This window comes from Streptomyces sp. ALI-76-A, from assembly GCF_030287445.1.
In the GTDB taxonomy this organism is placed as follows: Bacteria; Actinomycetota; Actinomycetes; order Streptomycetales; family Streptomycetaceae; genus Streptomyces.
In genome coordinates, this window is sequence record NZ_JASVWB010000002.1 from 3,024,341 (window position 1) to 3,040,437 (window position 16,097).

The following is a 16,097-nucleotide window of genomic DNA, read 5'->3' on the forward strand; positions in this document are numbered from 1 at the left end:
CGCCCCGGAGCACCGGCAGCCTCGGCGAGGTCCGGGCGCGGGACGGGTCGGCCGTGCCGGTGCGCCCGGTCCGCCCGCCGTACAGCACCGCCACGTCGGCCCGTCGGCCGGACGCACCGGCACGGGCCGCTCGTGCGGCACGGGAGCGCTCAGTCGCAGCAGTCCGGGTCGAGGCCCCTGGGCAGCCGGTCGCCACCGAACACCGTGCAGGTCGCCTCGTCCCCGCCCAGCGCCGCGACGGCGAGGAGCAGCGAGCCGGCCGTCCAGGTGGTCAGCTCCCGGGGCCAGACGGCGTCGTCCTCGAAGACATAGCCCGTCCAGTACAGCCCGGACTCCGCGTCGCGCAGGTGCTGGATCCACTGGAGGATCTCCAGCGCCCGGTCCGACTCGCCCAGCGCCCAGAGCGCCAGGGCGAGTTCGGCCGACTCGCCGCCCGTCACCCACGGGTTGGGCGCCACGCACCGCACGCCGAAGCCCGGGACCACGAAACGGTTCCAGCCCTCCTCGACGCGGGACTTGGCCTCGGTGTCCGCCAACGCGCCGCCCAGCACCGGGTAGTACCAGTCCATCGAGTAGCGGTCCTTGTCGAGGAACCGCTCCGGGTGCCGGCGGATCGCGTGCCGCAGCGCTCCCACCGCCAACTCCCAGTCGGGCTGGGGCTCTTCCCGCTGCTCGGCGATGGCCAGCGCGCAGCGCAACGCGTGGTGGATGGAGGAGGAGCCGGTCAGCAGCGCGTCCGGGACGACCGTGCCGTCGTCCTCGCTCTTCCAGCCGATCTGCCCGCCGGGCTGTTGCAGGCGCAGGACGAACTCGATCGCCGCGTACACGGACGGCCACATGCGGTCCAGGAACATGTCGTCCCCGGTGGAGAGGTAGTGATGCCACACGCCCACGGCTATGTAGGCGACGAAGTTCGTCTCCCGGCCCCGGTCGGTGACGTCCTCGAAGTCCCCGTCGGCGTAGGCCGCGTACCAGGAGCCGTCCTCGTTCTGGTGCCGGGCCAGCCAGGTGTACGCCCGCTCGGCGGCCGCGTGTTCGCCGGCCGCGTCCAGGGCCATGGCGGCCTCGGTGTGGTCCCACGGGTCGAGGTGGTGCCCGCGGAACCACGGGATCGCCCCGTCCTCCCGCTGCACCGCGAGCAGCCCGGCGACGGTCGCGGCGGCCTGCTCGGAGGTGAGGACCCCGGGCAGGACGAGGTGTTCTGTCCGGGGGGTGGTCACTCGGCGGCCGCCTCGGCTTCGGTCTCGGTCCCGGCGCCGGCAAGACGCGGGAGGTGGGGCTTGGTCGCGTACGCCACGAAGCTCTTGCCGATCAGCGGGTTCAGCGCCTGCTCGGCGACCCGGGTGGCCAGCGGTTTCCTCATGATGTCCCAGACCAGCAGCTTGTGGTACGCCCGCACCGGCAGCGCCTTGTCGTTGTCGACGCCGAACGCGCACTTCAGCCACCAGTACGGGGAGTGCAGGGCGTGCGCGTGGTGGGTGCCGTACGGCTTGAGGCCGGCCTCGCGCATCCGGGCGAGGAGTTCGTCCGCCCGGTAGATGCGGATGTGGCCGCCCTCCACCTCGTGGTAGGCGTCGGACAGCGCCCAGCAGACCTTCTCCGGGCCGTAGCGCGGGACGGTGATCGCGATCCGGCCGCCGGGCTTCAACACCCGTACCATCTCGGCGAGTACGCCCTTGTCGTCCGGGATGTGCTCCATCACCTCGGAGATGATGACGACGTCGAAGGAGTCGTCGGGGAAGGGCAGGGCGAGGGCGTCGCCCTCCATCGCGGTGGCGGTCGCGCCCTCGGGGGCCTCCCCCGCCTCCTTCATCGCCGCGAACCACTTCGCGACCTCGCGGATCTCCTCGCCGTTCTGGTCCAGCGCCACCACCTGGGCGCCGCGCCGGTAGCACTCGAACGCGTGCCGGCCGGCACCGCATCCGAGGTCCAGGACACGGTCGCCCGGGGCGAGCGGGAACCGGGAGAAGTCGACGGTCAGCACGTGGCCCTGCTTTCGCGATCGGATGCTTCGGGGACGACGTCAACGGCTTCGGGGGCCACGGCACGGCCGGGCGGCGGGTGCGCGGAACGGCTGCCGGCCCCGCCCGCGCCGGCCATCGCCTCGCGGTACCGGGCCACCGTTCCCTCGGCCGCGCGGGCCCAGGTGAAACGCTCCAGCACCCGCGCGCGGCCGGCCGTGCCGAGCCGGGCGCGCAGGGCCGGGTCGGACAGCAGGCGGCTCAGTCCCTCCGCGAGTGCCCCGGAGTCGCCCGGCGGTACCGCGAGGCAGGTCTCCCCGTCGGGGCCGGCGACCTCGGGGATCGCGCCGCCGGTCGTGGCCAGCAGGGGGGTGCCGGTGGCCATGGCCTCCGCGGCCGGCAGCGAGAAGCCCTCGTACAGCGACGGCACGCACGCGACCTCCGCCGAGCGCACCAGGTCCACCAGCTCGGCGTCCGATATGCCCTTGACGAAGTCGACGGCGCCCTCGAGGCCGTACCGCTCGACCGCCTGGGCGACCGGCCCCTTGACGGGCCGCTTGCCGACGACGACGAGGTGGGCGTCGGGACGTTCGGTGCGGACCTTCGCGAGCGCCTCGACCAGGTAGACCAGGCCCTTGAGGGGCACGTCCGCGCTGGACGTCGTCACGATCCGGCCCGGCACGACGGGCACCGAGGGGTCGGGGGAGAACAGGTCGGTGTCGGCGCCGATGTGGACCACGTGGATCCGGTCCTGCCGCACCCCCAGGTGGTCGATGATCTCCTGGCGCGAGGTGCCGGAGACGGTGAGCACGCAGGACAGGCGGCGGGCGACGCGCCGCTGCATGCGGGTGAAGGCGTACCAGCGGCGGACCGAGAACCGGCGCCGCGGCCCCTCGGCCGCGTCCAGCTCCAACTGCCGGTCCACGGTGATGGGGTGGTGGATGGTGGTGACCAGGGGTGCGCCGACATCGCCCAACAGCCCGTATCCGAGCGTCTGGTTGTCGTGCACGACGTCGAACTCACCGCGCCGGGCGCGCAGATGGCGGCGGGCGCGCAGGGAGAAGGTCAGCGGTTCGGGGAACCCGCCGGTCCACATCGTCGCCACTTCCAGCGCGTCGATCCAGTCGCGGTACTCGCCGCGCCCGGGGGTGCGGAAGGGGTCCGGCTGCCGGTACAGGTCGAGGCTGGGCAGCTCGGTGAGGGAGAGCCGGTCGTCGCGGCCCTCGTCGAGGACGGGGTAGGGCTGGGAGCCGATGACCTCGACACGGTGGCCGAGGCGGACCAGTTCGCGCGAGAGGTGCCGTACGTAGACACCCTGGCCGCCGCAGAACGGGTTTCCCTTATAGGTGAGGAGCGCGATGGTGAGCGGTCGCCCGCCGTCGGCAGCGAGGCCCTCTTCCGACCCCGCCTGACTGGCCTCAGCGGTCACTCCCGGCCCCCTTCTGCCTGCACTGTCCCGCGAGACTACGACGGGACGCTAATCTAGAACAAGTTTCAGACTTGATCGTTAAGTCGGCTCTGAATCTACCGGCAGGTAAGGGCACTGCGAGCAGTGGATCAGGTGATTCACGCCACGGCCGGCCACCCCTGCCATGCTGTGTGATCACCGATCGGCACCGACTGTCAGGGAACGGGACCCATGCCTGCGGAAGCCAGGGCGAACAAGGCGCTGTCCTCGCCGCTCACCGAGCGGCAGGAGGCGCGCCGGCGCCGCATCCTGCACGCGAGCGCGCAGTTGGCCAGCCGGGGCGGTTTCGACGCGGTGCAGATGCGGGAGGTCGCCGAGTCCTCACAGGTGGCGCTCGGCACGCTGTACCGCTACTTCCCGTCGAAGGTGCATCTGCTGGTCGCCACGATGCAGGACCAGCTCGAGCACATGCACGGCACGCTGCGGAAGAAGCCGCCGGCCGGCGAGACGGCGGCGGAGCGGGTGGCGGAGACCCTGATGCGGGCCTTCCGGGCGTTGCAGCGGGAGCCGCATCTGGCCGACGCGATGGTCCGCGCGCTCACCTTCGCGGACCGCAGCGTCAGCCCGGAGGTCGACCAGGTCTCCCGGCAGACCACGGTGATCATCCTGGACGCGATGGGCCTGGAGAGCCCCACGCCGGACCAGCTCTCCGCGGTCCGCGTCATCGAGCACACCTGGCACTCGGCCCTGATCACCTGGCTCTCGGGCCGCGCCTCGATCGCCCAGGTCAAGATAGACATCGAGACGGTGTGCCGTCTGATCGACCTGACGGGCCCGGACGCCGGAGCCTAGGGGCCGCCGGAGCCGCCGCCGAATCCCGCCCGCCCGACGGCACATGAAGGACCTACGAGACGGGTTTCCCTGCGCCGGCATTACCCGGATCAGGTCCTGAGGTCGCCTTCCGGCCCGACCACTGCCTTCCGGCCTCTCAGCCCACCGTCGACGTCGGCGTCGGCGGATGCCGTAGCGTCTCGCCGAAGTCGGCTACTCCGGTTGAGCTCCCTCACTCGTCCCGTAGGCCACTTCCCATCATAGGACTTCCTTACCGGGACAAAACCCCCTGAACCATGATTTTTTCGCCTTTTCCCGACCCGCTTCCGCCACCCGCGTTCGCCGCCCCGCTTCCACCGCCTACTCCTCCGGCGGGAACACCGGCTCCCCGCTCCCCGGGAGCGTGATCACGATCGCCTCCACCGGGCAGGACTCCGCCGCCGCGAGGACCTTCTCGTTGGCGTCGGTCTCCGGTTCGGCGGGGTGGGACTGGCGGGCCGCGTCGAGGCGGAAGTCGTCGGGGGCGTGGTGGACACAGGTCGCGGAGCCGACGCACAGGGAACGGTCGACCTCGACGTGCCAGCGGTCACCCATGACCCGTCAGCCCTCCCATCCCGCCGGCAGGTGGATCATCTTGTGCTCCAGGTACTCGCCGTAGCCCTCCGGCCCGAACTCCCGCCCCAGACCGGAGCTCTTGTAGCCGCCGAACGGGCCGAGCATGTCGAGGCTGAAGGTGTTCACCGAGTACGTTCCGGTGCGGACCCGCCGGGCGACCTCGATGCCGCGCTCCACGTCCGCCGTCCACACGCTGCCGCTGAGGCCGTAGTCGGAGTCGTTGGCGATCTTCACCGCCTCGGTCTCGTCGCCGTAGGGGAGGAGGCAGATGACCGGGCCGAAGATCTCCTCGCGGGCGATCCGCATGGAGTTGTCGACGTCGCCGAAGAGGGTCGGCTCCACGTACCAGCCCCGGTCCAGGCCCGGCGGACGTCCACCGCCGGTGAGGATCTTCGCGCCCTCCTCCTGGCCGATGCGGATGTAGTCCAGGGCGCGCCGCTGCTGGCGCTCGGCCACCAGCGGGCCCACCTGGGTCGCCGGGTCCAGCGGGTCGCCGACCACCAGCGCGCCGGCCGCCGCCGCGAAGGCCTCGGCGAACTCGTCGTAGCGCGAGCGGGGCAGCAGGATGCGGCTCTGGGCCACACACGCCTGCCCGTTGTTCATCCAGGCCACCGGGACGATCCCGGCCACCGCCGTCTCCAGGTCCGCGTCCGGCAGCACCACCGCCGCCGACTTGCCGCCCAACTCCAGCGTCACACGGGTGAGATGGCGGGAGGCGACCTCCATCACGCGCTTGCCGGCCGCCACCGAGCCGGTGAAGGAGACCTTGTCGACGCCGGGGTGTCCGACGAGGTACTCGCTGACCTCGCGGTCCGCCGGGAGGATGGACAGGACGCCCTCCGGCAGCCCGGCCTCGCGGGCGATGTCGGCGAGGATGTACGCGTCCAGCGGCGACTCCGGCGACGGCTTGAGCACCACCGTGCAGCCGGTGAGCAGCGCGGGCGCGAGCTTGGCGGCGGCCACGAACTGCGGGACGTTCCACGGGACCACGGCCGCCACCACCCCGACCGGCTCACGGCGCACGAGGATGCGTCCGAGGACCCCGTCGCGCCGCTCCTCGTACGTGAAGTCCCGCGCGACCGTGATCGCCGAGTCCCACACCATCATCGCGCCGAGCGCCTGGGCGAGGACGCTCCAGGAGTACGGTGACCCGTTCTCGGAGGAGATCACGCGGGCGATCTCCTCGTGCCGCACGGCGATGGCGTCCTTGATCCGGGCGACCACCGCGATCCGCTCGTCGAGCGGCATCCGCGGCCACGGCCCCTCGTCGAAGGCGGTGCGCGCGACGGCCACGGCCCGGTCCACGTCCGCCGCCGAGGCGTGCGGCACCCGCCCGATGACCTCCTCGGTGTGCGGCGAGACCACCTCGATGACGTCCGTGCCCAGGGGGTCGGTCAACTCCCCGCCGATGAACAGCTGTCCGTGTTCCACGAGCTCGGTCATGGCGACTGCCTTCCCGGTTCCTGCCCAGAGGCCCAGATGCCCGGAGCCCCGGGTGCCCAGGGCCCGGAGAGGCCCAGGGACCCGGAGGCCCAGACTCTGACGATCCATCAGATACGGAACTGATACCAGTTCCACTCGGAGGAGTCCACGGCCGGGACACCGGACGGGAAGGTCGGCTCGGGCCCCCATCGAAACGCGTTCTAGTTATACTCGGCTCGCGTGGCCGGGACGCGGCGATTGGGGAGCCCATGACGCAGGTGTACGACCACGGCGGCGGCGTCCGCTCCCTCCGGGTCCCCATCCCGGACAACCCTCTCGGCCACACCCTGGTGTACGTCGTCGACACCGACCGGGGACCGGTGCTGATCGACACCGGCTGGGACGACCCTGCCTCCTGGGACACCCTCGCGGCCGGACTGGCCGCCTGCGGCACCTCCCCCGGCGCGGTCCACGGTGTGGTCGTCACCCACCACCATCCCGACCACCACGGGCTGTCCGGCCGGGTGCGCGAGGCGTCCGGCGCCTGGATCGCGATGCACGCGGCGGACGGCGAGATCGTCCGGCGGGCCCGCTCGACCCGCCCCGCACACTGGCTCGCCTACATGGCGGCCAAGCTGGCAGCGGCCGGCGCCCCCGAGGAGCACCTGGCCCCGATGCGCTCCGCCGGCCCCCGCTCCGTGCCCGGCCTGACCCCCGCCCTGCCCGACCGGGAGATCGTCCCGGGCGAACTCCTGGACCTCCCCGGCCGCCGGCTGCGCGCGATCTGGACCCCGGGCCACACCCCCGGCCACGTCTGCCTCCACCTGGAGGAGCGGCACCCCGCCGAACTCCCCGGCCACGGGCGCCTGTTCTCCGGCGACCACCTGCTTCCCGAGATCACCCCGCACATCGGCCTGTACGAGGACCCCGACGACGCGACCGTCACCGACCCCCTCGGCGACTACCTCGACTCCCTGGAACGGGTCGGCCGTCTCGCCCCCGCCGAGGTGCTCCCCGCGCACCAGCACGTGTTCACCGACGCGTCTTCACGCGTACGGGAGTTGCTCGCCCACCACGGGGACCGCTTCACCGGCCTGCTCGGCCTGCTGGCCGAGCCCCTCACTCCCTGGCGGCTCGCCGAGCGGATGGAGTGGAACCGGCCCTGGCACCAGATCCCTTACGGATCGAGGAACATCGCCGTCTCGGAGGCCGAGGCGCACCTGCGACACCTGGTGAAGCTGGGCCGGGCGGAGGCGGTACCGGGCAGCGAGCCGGTGGCGTACGTGGCGGTGTGAAGGGGCCGTACGTGGCGGTGTGCAGCGCCCGCCCCGGCCGGCCGGAGCGCGGCGAGTCGCAGGCCGTCGCCCGGCCGCGACGGGAGGGCGGGGGTGACGAGCGGGACCGCGCCGGGGTGCCCAGCGGTCGGGGCGGTAGCGGGCGCGCGGACAGCGGCTGCCGCCGAGGCGGAGCCCGGCGGGCACGGCGGGCGCGGCGCATCCGGCGAGGAGGACGGGCAGTTCGTGCTCCCTCTCCCTTCGGCGGCCCCACGCTCCTCTCCCCCGTGCGGGCTGCCCTCTGAGCGTTCCGAGGGGGCCGGTAGAGTGACGGGGTCGTCATCACACCCGTACGGGGGGAAGCCGGTGCAAATCCGGCGCTGACCCGCAGCCGTGAGCCGTCCGTCGAAGGCGGTGAGCCGGATTGCCCCGGGCGGGACGTGACCGGCTCGCGCGCACCGGCGGCCTGCCGGCGCGCGGCACCGTCGAGGTATACGGAGCCGAGCCGCCCGGGGTGTCCCGTGCTGTCCGGCTCCCCGCAGGGAGAGGCACCCGCCGATCATGAACGTTCGCCGCAGCGCCGCGGTCCTGGCCGCCGCCACCGCCGTGATCGGCGCCGCCACCGCGCCCGCCGTCGCCGCCACCCCGTCGCCGTCCGCGTCCCCGGTGCTCCCCTCCGGTCTCCACGGCAGCGCCGACCCGACCTACGACGGCGTCTGGCGCCAGTCCCTCGCCCTGCTCGCCCAGCACACCGCGGGCGTCGAGCCCGCCGCCAAGGCCGTGACCTGGCTGACCGGGCAGCAGTGCGCGAACGGGGCCTTCGCCCCCTTCCGCGCCGACACCGCCACGCCGTGCGACGCCAAGCTCATGGTCGACACCAACAACACGGCCGCCGCCGTGCAGGCGCTGGCCGCGCTCGGCGGCCACGACGCCGCCACCGGCAAGGCCGTCGCCTGGCTCAAGTCCGTGCAGAACACGGACGGCGGCTGGGGCTACGCGCCCGGCGGCGCCAGCGACACCAACTCGACGTCCGTCGTCGTCGGCGCGCTGACCGCCGTGGGGGACAAGCCGGAGGACGTGCGCAAGGGCGACCGGACGCCGTACGACGCGCTGCTGAAGCTCAGGCTGCCGTGCGAGGGCGTCGGGGCCGGGGCCTTCGCGTTCCAGCCGGACAAGAAGAACAGCCTGGCCGCCAACGCCGACGCCACGGCGGCCGGTGTGCTCGGCGTGCTCGGCCTGGGCCTGGCCGTGGAACCGGGCAAGCCGTCCGACACGGCGCGCTGCGCCGACGACCCGACCCCGCGGCAGGCCGCCGCCGACGGCGCCGCCTACCTCACCCGGGCGCTCGGCAAGGACGGCCACCTCAAGTCCGCCCTCCCCGGCGCCACCGACCAGCCCGACTTCGGCAACACCGCGGACGCCGTCGTGGCGCTCGCCGCGGAGGGCGGGGCCGCGCGGGCCGCCGCGCCCCTGAAGTGGCTGGAGGAGAACTCGGCCGCCTGGGCGAAGCAGAGCGGGCCCGCCGCGTACGCCCAGCTGATCCTCGCCGCGCACGCGACCGGCACCGACCCGCGCGACTTCGGCGGCGTGGACCTGGTGAAGCAGCTGAACGCGACGGGACCGGCCCCCCGGACGGCCGCCGCCGAGTCCACCGAGGACGGCTCGGACGGTGACTCCGACGCCGGGATCTGGTGGATGGTCGGCGTGGGCCTCGCCGTCGGCGCCGGCGTCGGCTTCCTGATCAGCGGCCGGAACAAGCGGCGGCAGCCGTGATCCGCCGCCGTGCCGCCACGCCGTCCGTGACGGTCCTGGTCGCCCTGACAGCCCTGGCGGTCCTGGCCGTCCTGGTGGCCGGCACGGGGCAGGCGCGGGCCGCGGGCTACCGCTACTGGTCCTTCTGGGACCGCGACGGCGACCGGTGGGTGTACGCGTCCCAGGGCCCCTCCACCGCCCGCCCCCTCGACGGTGACGTCCAGGGCTTCCGTTTCGCGGTGAGCGAGGACTCCGACGACGCCACCCGGCCGCGCGGTACGGCGGACTTCACGGCCGTCTGCGCGGACGTGCCCGCGCGGGACGGCAGGAAGCGGGTGGCCCTGGTCATCGACTTCGGCACCGCGGCCGACGCCCCGTCCGGCGAGGCTCCGCCGGAGCCGCGGACGGCCTGCGCGGTCGTCTCCCCCGACGCGACCGCGGCGGAGGCCCTGGCCTCGGTCGCCACACCTCTGCGGTACAGCGCCGACGCCCTGCTGTGCGCGATAGCGGGCTATCCGCGGACCGGGTGCGGGGAGCAGGTGGCGGCGGGAGGCGACCCGAACGCCACCGCCGAGAAGGAGAAGGAGAAGGGGACGGAGGCGAAGGAGGAGCGGAAGGCGGAGGACGCGGGGCCGTCGGTGGGCCCGCTGGTGGGGGTGGCCGCGGTCGTCGTGCTCGGTGCGGCGGCGCTCTGGCAGGCAAGGCGGCGCAGGGATGCGCCGTGACCGTACCCGGGGCACCCCACCCGCGGACCGCCGTGCCGCCGGGGCCACGGAGGACCCGCCGCGCGGGCGGGGCCTGATGCCCGGGAAGGCCGGCGCGGACGGCACGGCGCACCCGCGGGTGAGCGATCCGGGCCCCCGGCGCCGCCCCGGCGCGGCCTCCCTGCACCCCGGTGCCTGGTGGCTGTGGGCCCTCTCCCTCGGAACCGCCGCCACCCGCACCACCAACCCCCTGCTCCTGGGCCTGCTGATCACGGTCTCCGCCTACGTCGTCGCGGCCCGCCGCTCGACCGCGCCCTGGGCCCGCTCCTACACCGCCTTCGCCCGGCTCGCCCTCGCCGTGCTGCTCGTCCGCCTCCTCTTCGCCGTCGTCCTGGGCTCCCCCGTCCCCGGCACGCACGTGCTCGTCACCCTCCCCGAACTGCCCCTGCCGGACTGGGCCCAGGGCATCCGGCTCGGCGGCAGGGTGACCGCCGAGGGACTCCTGTTCGCGTTGTACGACGGCCTGCGACTCGCCGCGCTCCTCATCTGCGTCGGCGCGGCGAACGCCCTCGCGAACCCGGCCCGGCTCCTCAAGTCCCTGCCGGGCGCCCTGTACGAGACGGGCGTGGCCGTGGTCGTCGCGCTCACCTTCGCGCCGAACCTGATCGCCGACGGCCGGCGCCTGCGGGCCGCCCGCCGCCTGCGCGGCCGCCCCGACCGGGGCGTCCGCGGCCTCCTGCACGTGGGGCTGCCGGTCCTGGAGGGAGCCCTGGAGCGCTCCGTCTCCCTGGCCGCCGCGATGGACGCCCGCGGCTACGGCCGTACCGCCGACGTCCCCGCCCCCGTCCGCCGTACGACCGCCGCCCTCACCCTCGGCGGTCTGCTCGGCGTCTGCGCGGGAACGTACGGGCTGCTCACCGCCGAGGGCGGCACGTACGGCCTGCCCGTCCTGCTCGCCGGATGCGCCGCCGCCCTCGCCGGGCTCCGCCTCGGCGGCCGCCGCTCCCCGCGCACCCGCTACCGCCCCGACCGCTGGGACGCCCGCGCCCGGCTGGTCGCCGGGTCCGGCGCCGCCGTCGCCGTCCTGCTGACCCTCGCCGCCGCCTCCGATCCCGAGGCGCTGCACCCCGGCGTGGTCCCCCTCGTCACCCCCGCCCTCCCGCTGTGGCCGGCGGCGGCCGTGCTCCTCGGTCTGCTGCCCGCCTTCGTCGCGCCCGCGCCCGCCCCCGCTCCCCCTCCCGTCCGTGTCGTCAAGGAGGCATCGTGATCCGGTTCGAGGACGTCTCCGTGACCTACGACGGGGCACGCCGGCCCGCTGTCCAGGGCGTGGACTTCGAGATACCGGAGGGCGAACTCGTCCTCCTCGTCGGCCCGTCCGGCGTCGGCAAGTCCACCGTCCTCGGCGCGGTCAGCGGTCTCGTCCCGCACTTCACCGGTGGCACCCTGCGCGGCCGGGTCACCGTCGCCGGCCGGGACACCCGTACGCACAAGCCGCGCGAACTCGCCGACGTGGTCGGGACCGTCGGGCAGGACCCGCTCTCGCACTTCGTCACGGACACCGTCGAGGACGAACTCGCCTACGGCATGGAGTCCTTGGGGATCGCCCCGGACGTCATGCGCCGCCGCGTCGAGGAGACCCTCGACCTCCTGGGCCTCGCCGACCTGCGCGACCGCCCCATCGCCACCCTCTCCGGCGGCCAGCAGCAGCGGGTCGCGATCGGCTCGGTCCTCACCCCGCACCCGCGGGTGCTGGTCCTCGACGAGCCGACGTCCGCGCTCGATCCGGCGGCGGCGGAAGAGGTCCTCGCGGTCCTCCAGCGCCTCGTGCACGACCTCGGTACGACGGTGCTGATGGCCGAACACCGTCTGGAGCGCGTCATCCAGTACGCCGACCAGGTCGCCCTCCTGCCCGCCCCCGGAGCGGTGCCGGTCCTCGGCGCCCCGGCCGAGATCATGGCCGTGTCGCCGGTGTACCCGCCGGTGGTGGACCTCGGCCGGCTCGCCGACTGGTCCCCGCTGCCCCTGACCGTCCGGGACGCCCGCCGCCGGGCCGGCGACCTGCGCGAACGGCTGACCGGACGGGAGGAGACCCGGGAAGCAGGCGGGACGGCCGTCCACGGCGCACCGGCCGCCGCGCCACCACCGTCCCCCGCTCCCCGCCCCGCCGGTGCCTTCCGTCGGCGCCTCCGCGCACGGCGCCCGGCCGGCCCCGCCGCACCCGGCACCGCCCCCACCGCCGACGTCCGTTCCCTCGCCGTCCGCCGCGCCCAGGTCCAGGCCCTCCGCCACGTCGACCTCTCCGTCGTCCCCGGGGAGACGATCGCCCTCATGGGCCGCAACGGCGCCGGGAAGTCCACGCTGCTCGCGGCCCTCGTCGGCCTCGTCGAACCGGCCGCCGGTTCGGTCCGGGTCGGCGGGGCCGTCCCGCACCGCACTCCTGCGCGTGACCTCGTACGCCGGGTGGGCCTCGTCCCGCAGGAGCCCCGCGATCTGCTGTACGCCGACACGGTGGCCGCCGAGTGCGCCGCGGCCGACCGGGACGCGGGCGCCGCGTCCGGCACCTGCCGGGCCCTGGTCGGCGAGCTGCTCCCCGCCGTCACCGACGACGCCCACCCGCGTGACCTCTCCGAGGGGCAGCGGCTCGCGCTCGCCCTGGCCGTCGTGCTCACCGCCCGCCCTCCCCTCCTGCTCCTCGACGAGCCGACCCGGGGCCTGGACTACGCGGCGAAGGCCCGTCTGGTCACCGTCCTGCGGCAGCTGGCCGCCGATGGCCACGCGATCGTGCTGGCCACGCACGACGTCGAGCTGGTCGCCGACCTCGCGCACCGGGTGGTGCTGCTGGCCGACGGGGAGGTGATCGCGGACGGGCCGACGGCGGACGTCGTGGTGGCGTCCCCGTCCTTCGCGCCGCAGGTCACCAAGATCCTGGCGCCGCAGAAGTGGCTCACGGTGGCCCAGGTGCGGGAGGCCCTCTCATGACGACCGTCCGCCGGGTCCGGGCCGTCCGGCTCGGTCCCCGTTCCGTGCTCGCCCTCGCCCTCGCCGGCGCGGTGGGGGTGGCCGCTTTCGGCTGGCCGTTCCTCGCCCCGCCGACCTCGCAGGTCAGCGCCCACGTCCAGGACGCGCCCTGGCTCTTCGCGGGTCTGCTGGTGCTCCTGGTCGCCGTCGTCGCCGCGACGATCTCCGAGTCGGGGCTCGGCCCGAAGGCGGTGGCGATGCTCGGTGTGCTGGCGGCGACCGGGGCGGCGCTGCGGCCGATCGGGGCGGGAACGGCCGGGATCGAGCCGATGTTCTTCCTGATGGTGCTGAGCGGGCGGGTCCTGGGCCCCGGCTTCGGCTTCGTGCTCGGCTCGGTGACGATGTTCGCGTCGGCGCTGCTCACCGGCGGGGTCGGCCCGTGGATGCCGTTCCAGATGCTGGCGATGGGCTGGTTCACGATGGGCGCGGGCCTGCTGCCGGGCCCGGACCGGCTGCGCGGCCGTACCGAACTCGCGCTCCTGGCCTGCTACGGCTTCCTCGCCGCCTTCGCCTACGGCACGCTGATGAACCTGGCCGGCTGGCCGTTCATGCGGGAGAACGCCTCGAACATCGCCTTCGACCCGGACGCCGCGGTCCCCGTCAACCTGGCCCGGTTCACCGCGTACTGCCTGGCCACGTCGCTGGGCTGGGACCTGGGGCGGGCCGTGGTCACCGTCGTGCTGACCTTCCTGGTCGGTCCGGCGATCCTCCGGGCCCTGCGCCGGGCCACCCGCCGGGCGGCTTTCGAGACGCCGGTCACCTTCGGCCCGCCCGGCGCGTGAGGTGTCGTGGGCGGAGCGTGACACCGGGGCGCTCCAACGGTGAACCACCCCACATGACCCAGGTCACCTACGAGGCAGGGCCGTAGATCCAACCGTCTGGCACGCACACGTCGGCACCCCCTCCGACCTGCGGTTTGAGAGCTGCGTCACACGGCCGGCCATGGCCCCACATGCGGCCACAACTAGTAAAAGGGGTCATTGCGGACGTTCGTCCGTCCTGTTTCTCTGGGTGACGTCGCACGGCGCCGATGTGCCCCCCAGGGCCGCGGCGCCGACACATGCCCCGCCTCGCCCCGCGTGGTTCCGGCATGCAGCGCGCGCCCCGTCCCCGAAGAAAAGGTTCTCCGTGCCCGTGTCCCGCTTCGCCCGTCGCATCGCTTCCCCGAAGAAGGCCCTGACCGCCACCGCGCTGGCCGCCGCCACCGCCGGCCTGGTCCTGACCGCGGCTCCCGCCCAGGCGGCCCCTTCGTCGGCCGCCCAGGCCAAGGCGATCGCGCACAAGATGATCCCGAACGCCGCGCAGTACAACGCGTTCAGCAAGATCGTCGAGCACGAGAGCGGCTGGAACGTCACCGCGACGAACTCCTCCTCCGGCGCCTACGGCCTGGTCCAGGCCCTGCCCGGCACCAAGATGGCCTCGGCCGGCTCCGACTGGAAGACCAACCCGGCCACCCAGATCGAGTGGGGCCTGGACTACATGAACTCCCGCTACGGCAGCCCGACCGGCGCCTGGGCGTTCTGGCAGGCCAACGGCTGGTACTGAGCCACCCTCCGGCCGATCCCGGCCCGATACCCGGCTGGTCCTCCCGGGCCAAGAGCCCCCGGCTGGTCCGGGCCCAGCACCCGGGCCTGAGACCCCGACTGATCCCGGGGGGAGCCCCCGGCTGGTTCCGGCAGGCACCCCACCAGCCCCTCTGTCGCGAAGGCGGCGGCCCCGATCCCCGGGCCGCCGCCTTCGCCGTACGCCCGGTCCGGGCCTGGTCGAGGGCCGGTCCGGGCCCGGTCGCGTCGGCTCACGGTACGAGGACGAGCTGTCCGCTGCTGCGTTTCCCCCTCGGTTCGCGGTGGGCGGCGGCCCTCGGCGAGCGGGCAGGCGTGCCGGACGGCGGCCTTCCACAGCCGGGCGTCCGCAGCCGGGGCGCCTACAGCCGCTGGATGATCGTCCCGGTCGCCAGCCCGCCACCCGCGCACATGGTGACGAGGGCGAACTCCTTGTCCGCGCGCTCCAGCTCGTGCAGGGCCGTGGTGATGAGCCGGGCCCCGGTGGCGCCCACCGGGTGGCCGAGCGCGATGGCGCCGCCGTTGACGTTGACCTTCTCCAGGTCCTGCTCGAAGACCTGCGCCCAGCTCAGCACCACGGAGGCGAACGCCTCGTTGATCTCGACGAGGTCGATGTCCTTGAGGGACATGCCCGCCTTCCCGAGCACGGCGCGGGTCGCGTCGATCGGGCCGTCCAGGTGGAAGTGGGGGTCCGAGCCGACCAGCGCCTGGGCCACGATCCGCGCCCGGGGCCGCAGTTTCAGGGCGCGCGCCATCCGCTTGGACGCCCACAGGATCGCCGCCGCACCATCGCTGATCTGCGACGAGTTGCCGGCCGTGTGCACGGCCGTGGGCATGATCGGTTTGAGGCCGGCCAGCGCCTCCCTCGACGTGTCGCGCAGGCCCTCGTCCCGGTCGACGAGCCGCCACATGCCCTGGCCGGCCCGCTGCTCGTCCTCGGTCGTCGGCACCTGCACCGCGAAGGTCTCCCGCTTGAACCGCTCCTCCGCCCAGGCGGCGGCGGCCCGTTCCTGGGAGGCGAGCCCGAGGGCGTCGGTGTCCTCGCGGGTCAGGCCGCGGTGGCGGGCGATGCGCTCGGCCGCCTCGAACTGGTTGGGCAGGTCCACGTTCCACTCGTCGGGGAACGGCTTCCCGGGACCGTGCTTCGACCCCGACCCCAGCGGCACCCGCGACATCGACTCGACGCCGCAGCTGATCCCGACGTCGATCACGCCCGCCGCGACCATGTTGGCGACCATGTGCGAGGCCTGCTGGGAGGAGCCGCACTGCGCGTCGACGGTCGTGGCCGCCGTCTCGTACGGCAGGCCGACCGTCAGCCAGGCGGTGCGCGCGGGGTTCATGGACTGTTCGCCCGCGTGGGTGACCGTGCCGCCGACGATCTGTTCGACCGCGTCGGCGGGGATGCCGGTGCGGCCGAGCAGTTCACGGTAGGTCTCGCCCAGCAGGTAGGCGGGGTGCAGGTTGGCGAGCGCGCCACCGCGCCTGCCGATGGGGGTGCGGACGGCTTCGACGATCACGGGTTCGGCGGCCATGGGTGCGGGTCCTCTCCT

14 protein-coding genes and 1 riboswitch are annotated in these 16,097 nt (G+C 74.1%); of the genes, 8 read left to right on the forward strand and 6 right to left on the reverse strand.

Annotated features, from left to right (window positions below; all coding sequences use genetic code 11):
- Positions 1-149: 149 nt before the first annotated feature.
- The 3 genes from QQS16_RS14560 to QQS16_RS14570 are packed head-to-tail and all read right to left on the reverse strand — an operon-like array spanning position 150 to position 3,390.
- The gene (locus QQS16_RS14560; RefSeq protein ID WP_286062085.1) at positions 150-1,220 is read right to left on the reverse strand and encodes a prenyltransferase/squalene oxidase repeat-containing protein; all 1,071 of its coding nucleotides are present in this window, start codon (positions 1,218-1,220) and stop codon (positions 150-152) included.
- A complete protein-coding gene (locus QQS16_RS14565; protein ID WP_286062086.1) occupies positions 1,217-1,984 on the reverse strand; it encodes a class I SAM-dependent methyltransferase in 768 nt (255 codons plus the stop codon). The genes QQS16_RS14560 and QQS16_RS14565 overlap by 4 nt, the downstream gene beginning before the upstream one ends.
- A complete protein-coding gene (locus QQS16_RS14570; RefSeq protein WP_286062087.1) occupies positions 1,978-3,390 on the reverse strand; it encodes a glycosyltransferase family 4 protein in 1,413 nt (470 codons plus the stop codon). Before QQS16_RS14570 ends, QQS16_RS14565 begins: the two co-directional genes overlap by 7 nt.
- 210 nt (positions 3,391-3,600) lie before the next feature.
- Here QQS16_RS14570 and QQS16_RS14575 point away from each other — a divergent pair, with 210 nt between their 5' ends.
- Positions 3,601-4,221 (forward strand): TetR family transcriptional regulator, encoded by a 621-nt coding sequence (locus QQS16_RS14575; RefSeq protein WP_286062088.1) that lies wholly within the window; start codon positions 3,601-3,603, stop codon positions 4,219-4,221.
- A gap of 339 nt (positions 4,222-4,560) precedes the next feature.
- Here the strand turns inward: QQS16_RS14575 and QQS16_RS14580 are convergent, their stop codons facing one another.
- Entirely contained in the window at positions 4,561-4,794 is a 234-nt protein-coding gene (locus tag QQS16_RS14580) for a ferredoxin (protein WP_286062089.1), read from the reverse strand.
- Between the two features lie 6 nt (positions 4,795-4,800).
- On the reverse strand, positions 4,801-6,258 hold the full coding sequence (locus QQS16_RS14585) for an aldehyde dehydrogenase (RefSeq protein ID WP_286062090.1): 1,458 nt from the start codon (positions 6,256-6,258) through the stop codon (positions 4,801-4,803).
- A 248-nt stretch (positions 6,259-6,506) separates the two neighbouring features.
- Between QQS16_RS14585 and QQS16_RS14590 the strand changes: the two genes are divergently transcribed.
- The 7 genes from QQS16_RS14590 to QQS16_RS14620 all read left to right on the forward strand — a co-directional run bounded on the left by QQS16_RS14590 (position 6,507) and on the right by QQS16_RS14620 (position 14,530).
- Positions 6,507-7,532, forward strand: coding sequence for a Strvi_7410 family MBL fold metallo-hydrolase (locus QQS16_RS14590; protein WP_286062091.1), 1,026 nt, complete (start codon positions 6,507-6,509; stop codon positions 7,530-7,532).
- A 335-nt stretch (positions 7,533-7,867) separates the two neighbouring features.
- Positions 7,868-7,941, forward strand: a riboswitch (cobalamin riboswitch).
- 131 nt (positions 7,942-8,072) lie between these two features.
- Positions 8,073-9,284, forward strand: a complete 1,212-nt coding sequence (locus QQS16_RS14595; protein ID WP_286062092.1) for an SCO2321 family membrane protein — start codon at positions 8,073-8,075, stop codon at positions 9,282-9,284.
- Complete coding sequence (locus QQS16_RS14600; protein ID WP_502963906.1) at positions 9,284-9,988, forward strand: SCO2322 family protein; 705 nt, start codon at positions 9,284-9,286, stop codon at positions 9,986-9,988. Before QQS16_RS14595 ends, QQS16_RS14600 begins: the two co-directional genes overlap by 1 nt.
- 76 nt (positions 9,989-10,064) lie before the next feature.
- Positions 10,065-11,234, forward strand: coding sequence for an energy-coupling factor transporter transmembrane component T (locus tag QQS16_RS14605; protein WP_502963907.1), 1,170 nt, complete (start codon positions 10,065-10,067; stop codon positions 11,232-11,234).
- Positions 11,231-12,946, forward strand: a complete 1,716-nt coding sequence (locus QQS16_RS14610) for an ABC transporter ATP-binding protein (RefSeq protein WP_286062095.1) — start codon at positions 11,231-11,233, stop codon at positions 12,944-12,946. The genes QQS16_RS14605 and QQS16_RS14610 overlap by 4 nt, the downstream gene beginning before the upstream one ends.
- A complete protein-coding gene (locus tag QQS16_RS14615; protein WP_286062096.1) occupies positions 12,943-13,767 on the forward strand; it encodes an ECF transporter S component in 825 nt (274 codons plus the stop codon). The genes QQS16_RS14610 and QQS16_RS14615 overlap by 4 nt, the downstream gene beginning before the upstream one ends.
- Positions 13,768-14,113: 346 nt before the next feature.
- Positions 14,114-14,530: an aggregation-promoting factor C-terminal-like domain-containing protein gene (locus QQS16_RS14620; RefSeq protein WP_286062097.1), complete on the forward strand. Its 417-nt coding sequence runs from the start codon at positions 14,114-14,116 to the stop codon at positions 14,528-14,530.
- 379 nt (positions 14,531-14,909) lie between these two features.
- Here QQS16_RS14620 and QQS16_RS14625 read toward each other — a convergent pair whose 3' ends face one another.
- Positions 14,910-16,079 (reverse strand): steroid 3-ketoacyl-CoA thiolase, encoded by a 1,170-nt coding sequence (locus QQS16_RS14625; protein WP_286062098.1) that lies wholly within the window; start codon positions 16,077-16,079, stop codon positions 14,910-14,912.
- Positions 16,080-16,097 lie beyond the last annotated feature (18 nt).

Bases quoted from the DNA above. Each gene is read 5' to 3' on its own strand.
- QQS16_RS14575 (WP_286062088.1), top strand. From the start codon at position 3,601: ATGCCTGCGGAAGCCAGGGCGAACAAGGCGCTGTCCTCGCCGCTCACC.
- QQS16_RS14580 (WP_286062089.1), bottom strand. From the start codon at position 4,794: ATGGGTGACCGCTGGCACGTCGAGGTCGACCGTTCCCTGTGCGTCGGC.
- QQS16_RS14585 (WP_286062090.1), bottom strand. From the start codon at position 6,258: ATGACCGAGCTCGTGGAACACGGACAGCTGTTCATCGGCGGGGAGTTG.
- QQS16_RS14590 (WP_286062091.1), top strand. From the start codon at position 6,507: ATGACGCAGGTGTACGACCACGGCGGCGGCGTCCGCTCCCTCCGGGTC.
- QQS16_RS14595 (WP_286062092.1), top strand. From the start codon at position 8,073: ATGAACGTTCGCCGCAGCGCCGCGGTCCTGGCCGCCGCCACCGCCGTG.
- QQS16_RS14605 (WP_502963907.1), top strand. From the start codon at position 10,065: ATGCCCGGGAAGGCCGGCGCGGACGGCACGGCGCACCCGCGGGTGAGC.
- QQS16_RS14615 (WP_286062096.1), top strand. From the start codon at position 12,943: ATGACGACCGTCCGCCGGGTCCGGGCCGTCCGGCTCGGTCCCCGTTCC.
- QQS16_RS14625 (WP_286062098.1), bottom strand. From the start codon at position 16,079: ATGGCCGCCGAACCCGTGATCGTCGAAGCCGTCCGCACCCCCATCGGC.